Origin of the sequence: Campylobacter sp. W0066.1, from assembly GCF_024723635.1 — a bacterium.
GTDB classification, from domain to species: Bacteria; Campylobacterota; Campylobacteria; order Campylobacterales; family Campylobacteraceae; genus Campylobacter_D; species Campylobacter_D lari_C.
In genome coordinates, this window is sequence record NZ_JANQCW010000009.1 from 1 (window position 1) to 16,020 (window position 16,020).

The 16,020-nt window shown below is 30.4% G+C and carries 17 protein-coding genes and 1 pseudogene; 6 read left to right on the forward strand and 12 right to left on the reverse strand.

Annotated elements, in window-relative coordinates; genetic code table 11:
• Together CAMP18497_RS04670 and ychF are read left to right on the forward strand one after the other, a co-directional pair.
• Positions 1-174: pseudogene (locus tag CAMP18497_RS04670) on the forward strand (leucyl aminopeptidase); the annotation flags it as partial.
• The gene (gene ychF, locus CAMP18497_RS04675) at positions 171-1,271 is read left to right on the forward strand and encodes a redox-regulated ATPase YchF (protein ID WP_337212759.1); all 1,101 of its coding nucleotides are present in this window, start codon (positions 171-173) and stop codon (positions 1,269-1,271) included. The pseudogene CAMP18497_RS04670 and the gene ychF, both read left to right, overlap by 4 nt.
• 28 nt (positions 1,272-1,299) lie before the next feature.
• Here the strand turns inward: ychF and cmoA are convergent, their stop codons facing one another.
• Genes cmoA through CAMP18497_RS04720 form a run of 9 tightly spaced genes read right to left on the reverse strand, consistent with a single transcriptional unit; the run spans position 1,300 to position 9,472 of the window.
• The gene (gene cmoA, locus CAMP18497_RS04680; protein WP_337212761.1) at positions 1,300-2,004 is read right to left on the reverse strand and encodes a carboxy-S-adenosyl-L-methionine synthase CmoA; all 705 of its coding nucleotides are present in this window, start codon (positions 2,002-2,004) and stop codon (positions 1,300-1,302) included.
• Positions 1,994-2,845: a bifunctional riboflavin kinase/FAD synthetase gene (locus tag CAMP18497_RS04685; RefSeq protein ID WP_337212763.1), complete on the reverse strand. Its 852-nt coding sequence runs from the start codon at positions 2,843-2,845 to the stop codon at positions 1,994-1,996. Before CAMP18497_RS04685 ends, cmoA begins: the two co-directional genes overlap by 11 nt.
• Entirely contained in the window at positions 2,811-3,533 is a 723-nt protein-coding gene (gene tlyA / locus CAMP18497_RS04690) for a 23S rRNA (cytidine-2'-O)-methyltransferase TlyA (RefSeq protein ID WP_337212859.1), read from the reverse strand. The genes CAMP18497_RS04685 and tlyA overlap by 35 nt, the downstream gene beginning before the upstream one ends.
• Positions 3,523-5,478, reverse strand: coding sequence for an NAD-dependent DNA ligase LigA (gene ligA / locus CAMP18497_RS04695; protein ID WP_337212765.1), 1,956 nt, complete (start codon positions 5,476-5,478; stop codon positions 3,523-3,525). The genes tlyA and ligA overlap by 11 nt, the downstream gene beginning before the upstream one ends.
• 2 nt (positions 5,479-5,480) lie before the next feature.
• On the reverse strand, positions 5,481-6,623 hold the full coding sequence (folP, locus tag CAMP18497_RS04700; RefSeq protein WP_337212767.1) for a dihydropteroate synthase: 1,143 nt from the start codon (positions 6,621-6,623) through the stop codon (positions 5,481-5,483).
• Positions 6,610-7,221 (reverse strand): DNA polymerase III subunit delta', encoded by a 612-nt coding sequence (locus CAMP18497_RS04705; protein WP_337212861.1) that lies wholly within the window; start codon positions 7,219-7,221, stop codon positions 6,610-6,612. Before CAMP18497_RS04705 ends, folP begins: the two co-directional genes overlap by 14 nt.
• 41 nt (positions 7,222-7,262) lie before the next feature.
• Positions 7,263-7,799 carry a HobA family DNA replication regulator gene (locus CAMP18497_RS04710; protein ID WP_133319197.1) on the reverse strand — a complete coding sequence of 179 codons (537 nt, stop codon included), beginning with the start codon at positions 7,797-7,799 and terminating at the stop codon, positions 7,263-7,265.
• Positions 7,800-9,002, reverse strand: coding sequence for an aspartate kinase (locus tag CAMP18497_RS04715; RefSeq protein ID WP_263676831.1), 1,203 nt, complete (start codon positions 9,000-9,002; stop codon positions 7,800-7,802).
• Positions 9,002-9,472 (reverse strand): RNA pyrophosphohydrolase, encoded by a 471-nt coding sequence (locus CAMP18497_RS04720; protein WP_263676832.1) that lies wholly within the window; start codon positions 9,470-9,472, stop codon positions 9,002-9,004. The genes CAMP18497_RS04715 and CAMP18497_RS04720 overlap by 1 nt, the downstream gene beginning before the upstream one ends.
• A gap of 80 nt (positions 9,473-9,552) precedes the next feature.
• On the opposite strand from CAMP18497_RS04720, the gene hemW reads away from it, so the two are divergent.
• Complete coding sequence (hemW, locus tag CAMP18497_RS04725; protein ID WP_263676833.1) at positions 9,553-10,602, forward strand: radical SAM family heme chaperone HemW; 1,050 nt, start codon at positions 9,553-9,555, stop codon at positions 10,600-10,602.
• Here hemW and CAMP18497_RS04730 read toward each other — a convergent pair.
• Positions 10,599-10,916, reverse strand: a complete 318-nt coding sequence (locus CAMP18497_RS04730; protein ID WP_263676834.1) for an ArsR/SmtB family transcription factor — start codon at positions 10,914-10,916, stop codon at positions 10,599-10,601. The two genes, hemW and CAMP18497_RS04730, sit on opposite strands and share 4 nt — an antisense overlap.
• A gap of 8 nt (positions 10,917-10,924) precedes the next feature.
• Positions 10,925-11,899: a permease gene (locus tag CAMP18497_RS04735; RefSeq protein ID WP_337212772.1), complete on the reverse strand. Its 975-nt coding sequence runs from the start codon at positions 11,897-11,899 to the stop codon at positions 10,925-10,927.
• A gap of 150 nt (positions 11,900-12,049) precedes the next feature.
• On the opposite strand from CAMP18497_RS04735, the gene tatB reads away from it, so the two are divergent.
• From tatB to queA, 3 genes are read left to right on the forward strand one after another with little or no spacing between them, the layout of a single operon-like run.
• Positions 12,050-12,442, forward strand: coding sequence for a Sec-independent protein translocase protein TatB (tatB, locus tag CAMP18497_RS04740; RefSeq protein WP_039618091.1), 393 nt, complete (start codon positions 12,050-12,052; stop codon positions 12,440-12,442).
• A 2-nt stretch (positions 12,443-12,444) separates the two neighbouring features.
• Complete coding sequence (gene tatC / locus CAMP18497_RS04745; RefSeq protein ID WP_337212773.1) at positions 12,445-13,185, forward strand: twin-arginine translocase subunit TatC; 741 nt, start codon at positions 12,445-12,447, stop codon at positions 13,183-13,185.
• A complete protein-coding gene (gene queA / locus CAMP18497_RS04750; protein WP_337212775.1) occupies positions 13,172-14,200 on the forward strand; it encodes a tRNA preQ1(34) S-adenosylmethionine ribosyltransferase-isomerase QueA in 1,029 nt (342 codons plus the stop codon). The genes tatC and queA overlap by 14 nt, the downstream gene beginning before the upstream one ends.
• Here queA and mrdA read toward each other — a convergent pair.
• On the reverse strand, positions 14,193-16,019 hold the full coding sequence (mrdA, locus tag CAMP18497_RS04755) for a penicillin-binding protein 2 (RefSeq protein ID WP_263676837.1): 1,827 nt from the start codon (positions 16,017-16,019) through the stop codon (positions 14,193-14,195). The two genes, queA and mrdA, sit on opposite strands and share 8 nt — an antisense overlap.
• Position 16,020 lies beyond the last annotated feature (1 nt).

The window sequence follows — 16,020 nt, forward strand, 5'->3', positions numbered from 1 at the left end:
TTATTTTTAAATTCTTTCATTAGAGAAGAATACAAAGACAAATGGTTACATTTAGACATCGCAGGGCCAGCTTACTTAGAAAAAGCTTGGGGTTATCATAGCTTTGGTGCAAGTGGAGCGGGTGTTAGAATGTGTCTTTCATATTTACTTTATCTTTCAAGGAAACAAAAATGAGTTTATCAGTTGGTATAGTGGGACTTCCAAATGTTGGAAAATCTACCACTTTTAATGCACTAACAAGAGCGCAAAATGCCGAAAGTGCAAATTATCCATTTTGCACCATAGAACCAAACAAAGCAGTCGTTCCTGTGCCTGATCATCGCTTAAAAGAGCTAGCAAAGATTGTCAATCCACAAAAAATCATACGCTCAAATATAGAATTTGTTGATATAGCAGGTTTAGTAGCTGGCGCTAGCAAAGGCGAGGGTTTGGGTAATAAATTTTTATCTAACATACGTGAAACAGAGATGATTTTGCATATTGTGCGTTGTTTTGATGATGAAAATATCACCCATGTTGCAGGTAGTGTTGATCCTGTGCGTGATGTGCAAATCATAGAAACAGAACTTATATTAGCAGATATAGAGCAACTTAGTAAAAAAATAGAAAAACTCACTAAAGGTGCAAAGGCTAACGAAAAAGGTGCAAAAGAAAGTTTGGCTTTAGCTAATGAGCTTTTAGAACATTTAAATCAAAACAATAGCGCAAGTTCTTTCCCAAATAAAAATGAAGTCTATCATGCTCTTATAAAAGAACTAAGATTGCTTTCAGCTAAGGAAGTGATATATGGGGCAAATGTAGATGAGGATTCCCTTTTAGAAGATAATGAATTTGTAAAAGATCTTAAAGAATTCGCAGCAAAATCAGGCCATGAGGTTATCAAGCTTTGCTCTAAAATAGAAGAGGAAATGATAGCTTTAAGCGATGAAGAGCATTTTGAGTTTTTAAAATCTTTAGGCGTTGAGCGTAGTGGGCTTGAAGTAGTTATACGCACAGCCTTTTCAAAGCTTAATTTAATTAGCTATTTTACCGCAGGACAAGTAGAAGTTAGATCATGGACTATACAAAGAGGCTGGAAAGCACCAAAAGCAGCAAGCGTGATCCACAATGACTTTGAAAAAGGTTTTATTAAAGCTGAAGTGATTTCTTATGAAGATTATATCGCTTGTAAAGGCGAAAATGGTGCTAAAGAAGCAGGAAAGCTACGCCTTGAAGGGAAAGATTATATCGTACAAGATGGCGATGTAATGCATTTTAGATTCAATGTTTAATCTTAAAAAGATTAAACATTTTTAAAATTCATTTAAAAGCTATAAATGTTTCAAAATTTACCCATTTAAAAACACTTTCTACTTTAGAAAATCCTGCCTTTTTAAGCATGGTTATATTTTCATTTTGAGTATAAGGTATGAGGATATTTTCTAAGGCTTCTCTTTTGCTTGAAATTTCTAGCTTGCTATAACCTTGCTCTAGTTTATACTGCTCATAAATTTGTATCATTTTTTTTGCTATTTTAACATCTTCATAAAGAATTTTTTCGCTAAGCACAAATATACCATTTTCATTTAGGTTTTGATAGATTTTATCAACCAGCTCTTGTCTTTTAGGTGGGCGGATAAACTGCAAAGTATAAGTAGCTATAAAAACATCATTTTTAAAAAACTCAAAGTCATCTAAATTTTTTTGATGAAATTTCACCCTAGCTCCAAAGGCTTGGCATTTACTTTTAGCAATCTCTAGCATAGCATTAGCCTCATCAACCCCACTTAAAAGAAAATCTTTTCTTTTTTCATAAAGTGCAAGCAATAAACTAGCAGTAGAACAACCAAGATCGCAAATTCTCGCATTTTGCGAGGCAAAATGATCTATGAGTTCAACTATGAGTTTTAAATTTTGCGTATAAAAAGGCACGGATCTTGACACCATATCATCAAAAACGCTTGCTACGCTTTTATCAAATTCAAATTGTTTTTCTAAGGGTTTTTTAAAAATTTCATCTTTCATTTAATTTTCCTAAAATTTCTTTTGCTTTTTTGATATCTTTACTAATTTGTGCTTTTAATAAGGCTAAGTCGTTAAATTTCTCATTAGCTCTTATATAGTCAATGAAGCTTAACTCCACCAACTTTGCCTTTGTACTTGTAAAATTTTCATCTAAAATATGCGTTTCTAAAGCAAAATTTTTATCAGTAGATCTTATGCCTATAAAGCTTACACTATGATAGCTTTTATTTTTAATCTTTACCAAAGTCGCATATACGCCATCTTTGGGTAAAAAGAAGTCTTTTGCGTATAAATTTAAAGTTGCAAAAAGCTCTTTAGCGCCTATGCCTTGCCCTTTTATGATATTTGCTTGTATAGTATAAAATCTACCTAGAAAATTTTTAGCTTTCTTAACTTTTGCTTCTTTGAGTAAGGTTTTAATCATACTTGTATGAACGCTTTTGTTTTGAATTTTAAACTCATCTACAATGATGGTGTTTATACCACAAAGGTTTTGTATGTCTTTGGCGCTACATTTTCTTTCTTTGCCAAATTTAAAATCATAACCTACGATGATTTTTTCTAGTTTGGGAAATTCTTGCTTTAAAAGCTTTAAAAAATCCTCACCTTTATAGTTTTTGATTTTTTCAAAATCACAAAAAATCATAGGAAAATCAACTAAATTTACTCTAAAATCCTTAGGCGTTAGAGCTTCTTTTTCTTCTTTTGTGATGATAAACAAAGCTCCATTTTCATCTAAATGCTTGAAAAGCTCAAAATGCCCCAAATGCATACCATCAAAACGCCCTATGGCTAAATTTGTGATTTTAGTTTTTTCTATAGGCGTAGAAAAACTCAACATTGCCTTCTTTTCCTTTTAAGTGTGACTCTTGACTTGCTTGCAAGATCCAACCAAGCTTTGCGCAAGCTTTTTCAAAGCTCTCTTTAGCAGTTTTAATAGCTTTTATATCTTTTACCACTCCATTTTTATCGCGCTTAGCATTTTTACCTACTTCAAATTGAGGTTTAAAAAGCAAGATGATAAGATCTTTAGCAAGCTTATCTATATAAAAAATCAAATGTGTTAAAGAGATAAAACTCACATCGCAAGTGATAACATCATATAAAATTTCACTTTTAAACTCACGCAAATCAGTATTTTCACAAATTTGGATATTTTCTAAATTTCTTAAGCTCTCATGAAGTTGGTTAGAACCTACATCTAAAGCTGTGATGTGTTTAGCCTTATTTTGATGCAGAATTTGCACAAAACCTCCGGTTGATGAGCCTATATCTAAACAAATTTTATCTTTGATGGTAAATGTATGCTCTTGTAAAAAATGCTTGAGCTTAAAAGCAGCCCTACTTACAAAAAGCTCTTCTAAAAGCGTGAGTTTTAAACTCTCATCTTCTAAAGGATTTAAAGATGTGATTTTAAAAGAGGTTTTTTTAAACTCGCCATTGAGTAAAATTTGCTTGTTTTCTATAAGCTCACAAGCTTTATTGCGAGAAATGTTTAACTTTGTGCTTACAAAAACATCAAACCTCATCATCACCGCCTAAAAGAGCGTTAAACTCAGCTTCATTAATACATTTAACCCCTAAGCTTTGAGCCTTTTCAAGCTTTGAGCCTGCCTCACTTCCATATAATACAAAGTCGGTTTTTTTAGATACACTTGAGCTTACCTTTGCTCCAAAGCTTTCGATTAGTTCTTTAAAATGATCGCGTGATTTGCTTAAAGTACCTGTGATAACAAAGGTTTTATTAGAAATATTATCATTTATAATAAGCTCTTTTTTCTCATCTTCTAAATGCAAAATTTCATAAAAATGCTGAATGCGGTTTGCATTGACATGGGTAAATTCTTCTAAGCTTTTAGCCATTTGCGCGCCAAAGCCTTCTAAATTTGCATAATCTTCATAGCTTTGCATAAACCATTCAAAGCCAAAAGATTGAGCTAGTTTTTTAGCTGCTACTTCTCCAATATGCTCTATACCCAAAGCAGTGATAAATCTTGACAAAGGGCATTTTTTTGCATTTTCAATAGCACTTAGAAGATTGTTGATTTTTTTCTCTTTAAAGCCTTCTAAACCTTCAAAATCACTATATTTTAAGAAAAATATGCTTTCTATATTAGTGATTTTTCCTTCTTTAAATAAAAGTTCTACGATATTTTCTCCAAGGCCGTCTATATTTAAACACTTTTTAGATACAAAATGTATAATAGAATTTACAAGTCTTGCTTTGCAATCTAAATTTTGACATTTTAAAAAAGCACCCTCATCTAAAAGCTCACTTAAACACTCAGGACAAAGAGTTGGCTTGGTGATTTTACTTTCTAAACCATCGCGTCTTTGGGTAAAAACTTTAGTGATTTTAGGTATAACATCGCCACTTCTTATCACACTTACACTATCGCCTATCATCACTCCAAGTCTAGTTATCTCATCAAAATTATGCAAGGTTGCAGACTTTACTACAACCCCATCTAAATTTACAGGTTCTAACACTGCCACAGGGGTAATCACCCCACTTCTTCCAACTTGCAAATTAACCCCAAGCAAGGTTGTGGTTTTTTCCAAAGCAGGAAATTTAAACGCGGCCATAAATTTTGGAAATTTCACGGTATAACCCAAAAGCTTACAATGAGCTAAATCATCAACTCTTACAACCATACCATCCATCATCATAGGTTTTTGATCTCTTTTTTCTAAAAGCTCATGATATTTTTCCAAAACCTCATCTAAAGTTTTCACACAAAAAACAAAATCATCTTTTAAAAAACCAAGGCTTCTTACAAACTCCATCACTTCAGAGTGCTTACTAAATTCTAAAGAATTCTCCCCCACCCCCCAAGGATAAAATTTTAAATTTCTTTCTTTTGTAATGCTTGTATCAAGCTGTCTTAGCGAACCACTTGCTGCATTACGTGGGTTTGCAAATAAGCTTAAACCATCTTTAGCTCTTTTTTCATTAATTTTTTCAAAATCTTCTTTTAAAATCACTACCTCGCCACGAATTTCTATCTTGTCTTTATAAGGAATTTTTTGAGGTATGTTTGATATTTCTTTTACATTTAAAGTAATATCCTCGCCTACTTCTCCATCGCCTCTTGTAGCACCGCTGATTAAAATACCATTTTCATAAGTAAGATTTAAACTCGCTCCATCAAATTTAGGTTCTATGAAAAAATCAAACTCGCATTTAGCTCTTTTTGCCCAAGCTCTAAGCTCAGTTTCATCAAAAACATCTTCCATAGACCACATTTTTGCACTATGTGCAAGTTTGTGAAATTCACTTTGTATAGTTGGGGCGATATTTTGCGTAGGAGAATCTTTAGAAATCTTTTCTTGATGAAGCGTTTCAAACGCTTTTAACTCTCTTATAAGTTTATCGTATTCTTCATCGCTTGCTAAAGGCTCATCATCTTCATAATAAGCCCTCATCCATTCTTTTGCTAATTTTACCTTTTCTAAATACTCTTGATAAGTCATCACTACTCCAAAGAAAGTTCATCCATAGCTTTTGCAAGTTCAAACATTTGCTTATGTTCATACACATCATGCACTCTTATAATGCTTGCACCATTTTTAAAAGCCTCTAAATGCAAATAAAGCGTGCCTGCTAGTCTTTGCTCAACACTTGAATTAAAATAAGCATTTATCATACTTTTCCTACTAGCTCCGATTAAAAGTTCTTTTTCAAAGCGTAAAAAATGCTCTAAATGCTTGATTAACATCATATTATGCCAAGGACTTTTACCAAAACCAATGCCAACATCTAAAATCACATTTTCTAAACCAAGCTCACTTAGCCTTTCTAGTTTTTGAGCAAAAAAATCATCAAGCTCAGCTAATACATCTTCATAAAAAGGATTATCTTGCATATTTTGTGGGGTATTTTGTATATGCATGAGTGTATAAGTGGCTTTGTATTTTAAAGCTAGTTTGGCTAAATTTTCATTTTTAAAACCAGTAATATCATTAATAAGCTTAAAGCCTTTATTTAAAGCATATTCTAAACAATACTCATCAAAACTATCTAAACTAAAAATACATTTTTCATAAAGTTTTTCTTTATAGATTAAATCTAGGGTATTTTTTAAGCGTTTAAACTCTTCTTCTTTCCCACAATACACACTACCAGGTCTTGAAGAAACTGCGCCTATATCTATATAATCAGCCCCTTGAGAAATCATAAGTTCTATTTTTTCTAAAACTTCATTTTCTTTAACCCTACTTTGAGCATTAAAACTATCTTCATTAACATTAATCACACCCATGATTTTTGCGTGTTTTGGTTTAGTGAAATTAGACTTTAAAAATAGTGCTAAATTTTTAAGCTTAAAATCTTGTAATTTTTCTTTTTCTATAAGCTTTTTAGCTTGATCTTGCGTTACCATAAGTAAGGCATTAGTATGTTCTTTACCTAGTATAACTTCTTTATGTGTTACAAGTTCAGCTCCAACCCTTAGTGCGTCTTGTTTAAGTATATTTGCAGCAGGTGCTCTTAGTTCTTTGATAAGAAAAAAATGAATTTGAGTTTTTTCACTCATAATTTTCTTACCTGCTTTATGTGGCTTTATATATTTAGAAATTTGCTCAAAGTCTGTATTAGGATTGATTTTAATGATTTTCATTTTTTCTCTCGTGTAAAATTAAAGCTATGGTGCTTAGTAAAATAGTTGGCTTTGCATTTAATTTAGCAAGCTCATAAGCTTTGTAAAAAAATTCAATTTCTTCATCGTTTAATTTTATATCTTGTTTAAAGCACTCATGACTTAAAGCACTAATTAAATCTAAACACTCATGCTTGTCTATATTTTCATATTGTTTTAACAATGAAGCAATTTGAGCTAGATCCATTTTTTTAAGATCTAAATTTAAAGACATTTTTTCTTTTTGAATTTTATGCTTTTCTATGATAAATCTTGAAAGTATAGTAGGTAAAAAAACATTTTTTGAAGGAGCTACGATGATAAAATACACATTTTTTGGTGGCTCTTCAAAAACTTTTAGTAAAAAATTTTGTGCTTCTTCGCGAAAAGACTTAGCTAGTATAACAATGATTTTAGCTTGTGCTTCAGCCATATAGCTTTCTTTCATAATAGCTCTTGCTGTTGCTTGGCCATTTTTATCATAAGTTAAGTCATTTAATCTTAATTCTAAGTCAGGATTTTTAGGTATGAAAAATTTAAGATTTTTTGCTCCATATTCTTCTGTGAGCTTTTCTTGCATTAGCTCAAAATCATTATGAATAATGATTTTATTTCTTAGATTCAAATTTCTACCTTAGAAAAAAGTACAGCCTCTAAGCTTTGTTCAAATACTTTATATAAAGAAATAAGTTTATAGTCTAATTCTTTATCGCGTGAGGAAAGATAAAAACTATTTTGCAATTGCTCATCAAAAAGCCAAAGCATACTTTCTGCTTTAGAATTAGCGATTTTAAATTTAAACCCTGTATTAGTTCCTATATAAAAAAAGGCATAACCATTAGGAAAAGAAATGCTCAAAAGATCATTAAGCAAATCTATATCTTCTTGGGTATTGCAAGCTTTATTATAAATTCCTTTTAAAGACACAAAAGGCACTAAAGGTCTTGTAGTATTAGCATTGATTTGGCTTAAAAAATACTCTTCAAACCAAGCTCTTTGCTCATCAGTAATCACAATAAAAGTATAACCTTGCAAAAGCAAAGCTAGCTTAGAAGCGATCAAAGGCGACCATTCAAGACGCCTTTCTTCTAACCAACTTGTATAAGTGCCATTTTCTCGGATTTGTTCTAGGGTAAATTTTAAAAAACTATTACTCATTTATATATCTAGTTTATAAACTTCATGCAATACTCTTACAGCCAATTCGCCGTATTTTTCATGCACGATAACTGAAATTTTAATTTCACTTGTAGAAATCATTTGTATGTTGATATTTTCATTTGCTAATGCTTTAAAAGCTGCCGAAGCTACTCCAGAATGTGATTTCATACCCACGCCCACAACTGAAACTTTTACCACAGCACTATCTGTTTCTATATTAGCATTAGCACCTAAAACTTTTTTCATAGCATTAGTTGCTAAATCAAGCTCGTTTTCAGGCACAGTAAAGCCCAAATTTGTAGCTCCATCTACACCTACATTTTGGATAATCATATCTACATTGATATTTTCATTTGCTAAAGTCCCAAAAATTTCAGCAGCAATTCCTGGCTTATCATCAATATTTCTTAAAGTAACCCTTGCTTGGTTTTTATCTAGTGCTATACCACTAACCAAAGCTTGTTCCATATTTTCCTCCTTAGTAATAATCGTCCCTTCATTTTCATTAAAGCTACTTCTAGTAACTAATTTTACATTTAATTTTTTAGCAAGCTCTACAGAGCGATTTTGCAAAACTTTAGCTCCTAAACTTGCAAGCTCTAGCATTTCTTCATAAGAAATTTTATCTAGCTTTTTAGCCTTTGGTTCAATTCTAGGATCAGTAGTATATACTCCATCTACATCGGTATAAATTTCACACAAATCAGCATTTAAAGCTCCTGCTAATGCAACTGCACTTAAGTCACTTCCACCACGACCCAAAGTAGTAACATTACCCATTTTATCAATACCTTGAAAGCCAGCAACTACTACAATATACCCCTCATCTAAAGCTTTATTGATATTTGTAGTATCAATGTGTTCTATTCTTGCTTTAGTATAAACATCATCTGTAACAATCCCTGCATTGCGTCCGGAAAATGCAGTGGCTTTTAAACCCATTTCATTTAATGCAATGGCAAGTAAAGATGAAGTTACGCGCTCACCACTACTTAAAAGCATATCCATCTCACGACCTGAAGGATTTTTACTAAAATGATGAGCAAAATCAATAAGCTCATTAGTAACCCCACTCATCGCTGAAACTACTACAACTAGCTTATCGCAAGTTTTTTTACTTTTTGCCACTCTTTTAGCAACTTCATCAATACGCTCAAGCGTTCCTACACTCGTTCCTCCATATTTTTGTACGATCAGCATTAAATATACCCCCTTTCTTTAAAATATTTCAAAACCTTGATATATATAGGTTTTTTAAAATGGTTAATCATATCATAAACATCTTCTAATGAAGCAAATTTATATGCATCAAATTCAGGATTTTTAGTATTTAGATTAATAATAGCTTTATTTTTTAATCTAACTAAAAAATATTTTTGACTTTGACCATCATAAGGATACATTTTTTGTGCAACCTTAGGTGGAAAATCATAACTAATCCATTCAGGATGTTCGGCTAAAATTTCAATCTCATCTGTACCTATTTCTTCTTTTAATTCTCTAAATAACGCACTTTTAGCATCCTCTCCTTCATCTATACCACCTTGAGGAAACTGCCATATATCTTCCATATCATTGCGTTTAGCGAGTAAAATTTTACATTCAAAAGGATAAGCTGATGATAGTACAACAGCGGCTACATTTGGCCTATATTTTTTTTCTTTTTCCATGATTTTCTTATCCTTGACTTTTTAATAATATAATTCTAACAAAAAAATACGAATTTATAATCACATTTTAAAGAAGTTTTATGCATTTATACATACATATACCATTTTGTGAAAGTAAGTGTTTTTATTGTTCTTTTACTTCACTTAAAAAAAAGGACTTTGAAAAAGATTATTTAAATGCCTTAATGCAAGATATAAAATATCAACTAGATTTTTTTAAGCTTGATAAAAATTCCATAAAGACTGTTTTTGTAGGTGGTGGTACGCCTAGTTTAATGGAAGCTAGTTTTTATGAAAAAATATTTATTTTTTTACAAAGTTATTTACAAAAAGATAGTGAAATTAGTATAGAATCTAACCCCAACTCGAGTAATTTTTCATGGCTTAAAGAGATAAAAAATCTAGGTTTTAACCGTATTTCTTTTGGAGTGCAAAGTTTTCATGAAAAAAAACTACAATTTCTTGGACGCATTCATGATCAAAAAAGCATTTTTACTAGCATAGAAAATGCAAAAAAAGCAGGATTTGATAATATCAACTTAGACTTAATTTATGATACAAAACTTGATAATAAAAAAATACTTGATTATGAAATTTCTAAACTAACCCTACTTGATATTAATCATGTGAGTGCTTATAATCTAACTATAGAAGAAAAGACAAGATTTGCTAAAAAATTTCATTTTAAAAAAAATGCGCCACGCCTTGCAAAATATTTTATCAAAGCTATTGAAAACCTTGGTTATAAACAATATGAAATCAGTAATTTTGGACAAATTTGCAAACACAATCTTGCTTACTGGCAAGGAAAAGACTATATAGGATGTGGTTTAAGTGCGGTAGGATTTTTAAAAAATCAAAGATTTTATACTAAAAAAAGTTTAAAAGATTATATCAATGATCCTTGTTTTAGAGAGATTGAAAATTTAAATTCAAAAGATTTGTGTTTAGAGCATATTTTCTTAGGACTTAGAAGTATTATAGGAGTGGATGAAACAAAACTAGAACCTTTAGAAAAAGAAAAAGCTATGTTTCTTAGCAAAAAAGGAAAATTAGTTTACAAAAATGGAATTTTTTATAATACTAACTACCTTTTAAGCGATGAGCTAGCTTTGTATATTAGCACTTAAGTTTTACATTCACAAGAAATTCTTTTTAGCTCAGGAAGCTTTATAGAAAGTTCATTGATGTTTTTTAGTATATCATTGCAAAAATTATTTAAATTTTCTTTTACTCCATAATACGCCCAAACACCTTGCCTATCTACTTCTAAAAAATTAGCTTCTTTTAAAATTTTTAAATGTCTTGAAAGTCTTGATTGACTCATATTTAAAGAACTTTGCAAATCACACACACAAAGTTTTCCGTATTTTTGTAAAAAAGCTAGGATTAAAATTCTACTTTCATCATTAATTGCACTTGTTATTTTTAAAAACTCTTGCATAAAAATCCTTATATGAAAAATATTAAAAAACCAAAACTAATTGCTATAAAAACAATCATACCTGCAAATAAAATCAAAAAGCTTGTTTTAAAAATTCTTTTAAGCAAAATAAGCTCAGGTAAAGAACACCCTGCTCCTGCTATTAAAAAACTTATCATTATACCAAGTGGAATTCCGCTGGTAGTTAAAGCTAGTGCTACAGGTATCATAGCTGTGCAATTCATATAAAGTAAAACTCCTATAAAAGCTGCTATAAATACACCCAAAACTCCATAATCTTTCATATAATTTTGAAAAAAATCTTGCGGAAAAGCACCATGTATAATAGCACCTATAGCCATACCTATAACAATATAAGGTAAAATTTTTTTATACTCTTTAAAACTTTGTGAAAATAATATTTTGATTTTATTTTCTTTAGTTTTGTTTTTAAAATTTAAAATTTTACTTGTTTTGGAATTTTTGTTAAAAACCAAGCTAGATTTTTGACAACATGAGCTTTGAAAAGTATTATTAGAACAACATGACTTTTGCTCTAATTCATTTTTTAAAAAGTCTTCATTAAAAAATCTTTGAGTGTTTATTTTAGAAACACAAAAAGCAAGAAATAAAATCACACAAAATAAAAATCCTACATAAAATAAAGATATTTTTAAGCCAAAACTCACCATAAACATCACCACTATAATGGGATTGATTAAAGGTGAGGTGATTAAATAAGCTATGCATACCCCAAGTGGGACTTTAGCTTTTAAAAATGCGTTTAAAAGCGGTATGCTTGAGCATGAGCAAAATGGGGTTAAACAACCCAAAAGTATGGCTTTTATATAGCTTGTAAAAGAATCTTTCTTTAAATGCTCATTAAAAAATTTGGCATAACGCTCATTTAAATAAGCAATAAGCATACTAACTAAAATAAACAAAACAGATATTTCTATAAACAAAATAAGAAAATCTTTTAAAATAAAAACTAATTTTTCCATGCTCTTCCTTTTTTGTTTTTAATCAAATATAACAAAAATATATTAATATATCAAGATATCTTTATATATTAATATAGTAAAAGTAATAATATTTTTAAGTATTTTTATGTAAAATGTAAACCATATATTCAAGCGAAAGAAGATAAAATAATGAGTTTTGGTGAAATTTTAGTTATTTTAGTTGTAGCTATTTTAGTACTTGGGCCTGAAAAATTACCTTCAACTATAGTCGAAATTGCAAAAATTTTAAAAGCCATTAAAAGTAATATCGATGAAGCAAAAGCGAGTATTAACAAAGAACTAAAAATAGCAGAATTAAAAGATGAAGCACAAAAATACAAAGATGAATTCTCACAAACTAATGAAAATATCAGAAAAAAACTAAGTTTTGAAGAATTTGATCAACTCAAAGAAGATATTTTAAATAATACCAAAGAATTAAAAAGTGAAATTAATGATTTAGAAAAGGATATACAAGAACTTTCTAATCTTGAAGAAAAAATTCAAAAAGATGAAAAAAATACTCAGAAAATGGAAAGCTAAGAATGTTTGAAGAATTAAAACCGCATTTAGTAGAACTTAGAAAAAGATTATTTATAAGTGTTGCTTGTGTTGTTGTGATGTTTTTTGTATGTTTTAGTTTTAATAACTACATCATAGATATACTAAAAGCGCCTGTTGAAGCAGCCTTACCTGAAATTTCAAGACAAATGACCTTCGTTGAATTGCAAGAGCCTTTGTTTACTGCGATGAAGGTATCGTTTTTTACAGCTTTTTTGATTTCTTTACCAGTTATTTTTTGGCAGTTTTGGAAATTCGTAGCACCAGGACTTTATGATAATGAAAAAAGATTAGTAGTGCCTTTTGTAAGCTTTGCTAGCATTATGTTTGCACTTGGTGTTTTGTTTTGTTATTATATAGTTATACCTTTGGCTTTTAAATTTTTGATTGATTTTGGGGTGCAAACCCAAGATTTTAAGCCTTTAATTAGCATAGGTTTATATGTAGGCTTTTTTACTAAATTAGTAATTGCTTTTGGTTTAGCTTTTGAAATGCCTGTAATAACCTTTTTCTTTGCTAAACTTGGACTTGTTGATGATACTTTTTTGAAAAAACATTTTAGAGTTTCAGTTTTAGTGATTTTTGTTTTCTCAGCTATGATGACACCGCCTGATGTTATATCACAATTTTTAATGGCTGTGCCTTTGTGCGGACTTTATGGGATTTCTATTTATATAGCTAAAAAAGTTAATCCTAGTCAAAAAGAAGATGATGAAAATGATTGATAAAGATCTTTTGCTTTCTAGTTATGATTATGATTTACCTAATGAACTTATAGCAAATTTTCCTATCTTACCCAAAGAGAATGCTAAACTTTTAGTTTATGAAAGATGTAAAGATCAAATTTCACATTTACATTTTAAAGACTTAGCTAGAATTTTACCACCTTGTGAAATCATCTTTAATGATACCAAAGTTATCAAAGCAAGAATTTATGGAAACAAAGAAAGTGGTAGCAAAATAGAACTTTTTATCAACCATCCTTTAAAAAATAATGATTTTTTAGTGCAAATTCGGGGTAAGGTTAAAGAAGGACAAATTTTATATTTTGAAAATTCTTTAAAAGCTAAAATCAAAAAATTGCACAATGATGGCACAAGAGAAGTAGAATTTTTTAATGATGAAAAAGAGCTTAGTCATCATGAAGTTTTTGAAATTTTAGAAAAAATAGGTCATATACCTTTACCACCTTATATAAAAAGAGCAGATGAAGCACAAGATAGCATTAACTATCAAAGTATTTTTGCTAAAAATCAAGGCGCAGTTGCTGCACCTACTGCGAGCTTACACTTTGATGAAGCAATGATCAATGAACTTAAAAAAAATCATAATATCCATACTATCACACTACACGTTGGTGCAGGAACTTTTAAAGGTGTAGAATGTGAAGATATACGTGATCATAAAATGCATTCAGAATTTTTTCATATTGATGATGAAACTTGTGCTTTGATTGATTCTTCTAAGAAAATACTAGGCGTTGGTACCACTGTTACTCGTTGTATAGAGTATTATCATAGAAAAAAAATAAAAGAAGGTTTTTGTGATTTGTTTTTACACCCACAAAACACCCCGCAAAGACTTGATTATTTACTTACTAATTTTCACTTACCAAAATCAACTTTAATTATGCTTGTAGCAGCATTTATAGGTAGAGAAAAAACCTTAGAGCTTTACCATGAAGCTATAAAAAATAACTATCGCTTTTATTCTTATGGCGATGGAATGCTAATTATTTAGTCTTTTTCTTGATATATTTTTTATCAATATAACCCAAATCTATAAGTTTTTGATAAATTTTAGCCAGTATAGGTCCCCCTGTGCTACTACCACTTTTCCCATGTTCGATTAAAACCACTACTACATATTGTGGTTTTTCATAAGGTGCATAAGAAGTAATCCAAGCATGAGATCTTAAAAAATACTCTAAATCCTCTTCTTTAATACGCTTTTTTTCACTTTGAGAAATTCCAACTACCTGCGCTGTTCCTGTTTTAGCTGCTATGGTAATAGGCGAATTTCTTAAAAATCTTGCCGTAGTTCCACCATCTTCATTAGCAACTTCATACATCGCACGCCTTAAAAGTGGGAGTTTTGATAATTCAAAAGTCGTAAAAACACTTTCATTATTGTCAAAATTTATCTTAGTAACATTATCATCAACGCTATGTAAAAAATGTGGAGTGATATTTTTAGCCGTAGCAATCATAGCTGTAAATTTAGCCACTTGCATAGGAGTAGCAAGAAAATCACCTTGTCCTATGCTTGTATTTAAAGTTTCACCTTGATACCATGGTTGGTTGTATTTTTCTTTTTTCCAAATTCTATTAGGTACTGTTCCTATAAATTCATTAGGTAAATCAACTCCTGTTTTTGTACCAAAACCTATTCTTTCAAAAACAGAACTAATAGTATCAATACCAACTTCTAAAGCGCCTTTATAAAAATACACATCACAGCTTTCTCTAATAGCATCATTCATATTTACATAACCATGACCTATAGCTTTCCAACATCTAAATTTTCTACCACCAAGCTCAAAGTTAGAATCACACAAATATTTATGATTTTCATTTACTTTACCACTATCTAAAAAAGCTAAAGCTGTACCCATTTTCACAACTGAGCCCGGAGGATAAAGACCGTTAATAAGTTTATTAGTAAAAGGGTGATTTAAATCATTAGAAAGTTTATCCCATTCTTCTTGGCTAATACCCGTAACGAAAGGATTAAGATTATACTCAGGAAAACTACCCGCTGCTAAAATAGCCCCGCTTTTTACATCCATTATTATAGCCGCACCTGCTAAATTTTCAAAAATACTAGCTAAGTATTCTTGCAAATCAAGATCTATACTTAAAGTGATATTACTTGAAGTAGGTTTTTTGTAAGAAAGCTCTTCTATTTCTTTATTTAATGCATTTACCTTACTAACCTTTTCGCCCTTTTGGCCTTGTAAAATTTCATTATAAGAACGCTCTATGCCACTACGCCCTACATAGCTAGTTAATCTTGCAATTTCATTTTCATTCATATCGTTTAAATTTGCTTTTCCAACATAACCTATAACATGACTAGCTAAAGCATCATAAGGATAAAATCTTTGAGTAGTAGATTTAACTTGCATATTTTCACGCAAATTAAGCTTAGTAAAATGCTTAATCATGGCATCATATTCTATAAATGGCACCACTTCTATATAATCTTGATTATAATAAGAATCCGCTTTTATATAATTTCGTTTTAATTTAGTTATATTTAAATCAGGAAAAGCATCTACTATAGCTTGTAATTCTTGCTCTAAAAGATTTCTGTTTTTCTTTTTTATATGCAAATATGGCTTTATAGAGATTGAAAAACCTAATTTATTTACCGCTAAGGGTCTACCTTTAACATCTAAAATTTGCCCTCTTACAGGTGCTAAAAACTGCGTTTTAATGGCATTTTGCTTGGCTATTTCTTCATAATAAACATTAGATTTTATACTTATATAATACACTCTAGCAAGCAAAAGCATAAAAAAACAAGCTATAAAGCCCATCACCAAGCGCATACGCATA

What these genes read in the sequence shown, in the direction of transcription:
- ychF (WP_337212759.1), top strand. Translation starts at nt 171, where the DNA reads ATGAGTTTATCAGTTGGTATAGTGGGACTTCCAAATGTTGGAAAATCT.
- cmoA (WP_337212761.1), bottom strand. Translation starts at nt 2,004, where the DNA reads ATGAAAGATGAAATTTTTAAAAAACCCTTAGAAAAACAATTTGAATTT.
- CAMP18497_RS04685 (WP_337212763.1), bottom strand. Translation starts at nt 2,845, where the DNA reads ATGTTGAGTTTTTCTACGCCTATAGAAAAAACTAAAATCACAAATTTA.
- tlyA (WP_337212859.1), bottom strand. Translation starts at nt 3,533, where the DNA reads ATGAGGTTTGATGTTTTTGTAAGCACAAAGTTAAACATTTCTCGCAAT.
- ligA (WP_337212765.1), bottom strand. Translation starts at nt 5,478, where the DNA reads ATGACTTATCAAGAGTATTTAGAAAAGGTAAAATTAGCAAAAGAATGG.
- folP (WP_337212767.1), bottom strand. Translation starts at nt 6,623, where the DNA reads ATGAAAATCATTAAAATCAATCCTAATACAGACTTTGAGCAAATTTCT.
- CAMP18497_RS04705 (WP_337212861.1), bottom strand. Translation starts at nt 7,221, where the DNA reads ATGCAAGAAAAGCTCACAGAAGAATATGGAGCAAAAAATCTTAAATTT.
- CAMP18497_RS04710 (WP_133319197.1), bottom strand. Translation starts at nt 7,799, where the DNA reads ATGAGTAATAGTTTTTTAAAATTTACCCTAGAACAAATCCGAGAAAAT.
- CAMP18497_RS04715 (WP_263676831.1), bottom strand. Translation starts at nt 9,002, where the DNA reads ATGCTGATCGTACAAAAATATGGAGGAACGAGTGTAGGAACGCTTGAG.
- CAMP18497_RS04720 (WP_263676832.1), bottom strand. Translation starts at nt 9,472, where the DNA reads ATGGAAAAAGAAAAAAAATATAGGCCAAATGTAGCCGCTGTTGTACTA.
- hemW (WP_263676833.1), top strand. Translation starts at nt 9,553, where the DNA reads ATGCATTTATACATACATATACCATTTTGTGAAAGTAAGTGTTTTTAT.
- CAMP18497_RS04730 (WP_263676834.1), bottom strand. Translation starts at nt 10,916, where the DNA reads ATGCAAGAGTTTTTAAAAATAACAAGTGCAATTAATGATGAAAGTAGA.
- CAMP18497_RS04735 (WP_337212772.1), bottom strand. Translation starts at nt 11,899, where the DNA reads ATGGAAAAATTAGTTTTTATTTTAAAAGATTTTCTTATTTTGTTTATA.
- tatB (WP_039618091.1), top strand. Translation starts at nt 12,050, where the DNA reads ATGAGTTTTGGTGAAATTTTAGTTATTTTAGTTGTAGCTATTTTAGTA.
- tatC (WP_337212773.1), top strand. Translation starts at nt 12,445, where the DNA reads ATGTTTGAAGAATTAAAACCGCATTTAGTAGAACTTAGAAAAAGATTA.
- queA (WP_337212775.1), top strand. Translation starts at nt 13,172, where the DNA reads ATGAAAATGATTGATAAAGATCTTTTGCTTTCTAGTTATGATTATGAT.
- mrdA (WP_263676837.1), bottom strand. Translation starts at nt 16,019, where the DNA reads ATGCGTATGCGCTTGGTGATGGGCTTTATAGCTTGTTTTTTTATGCTT.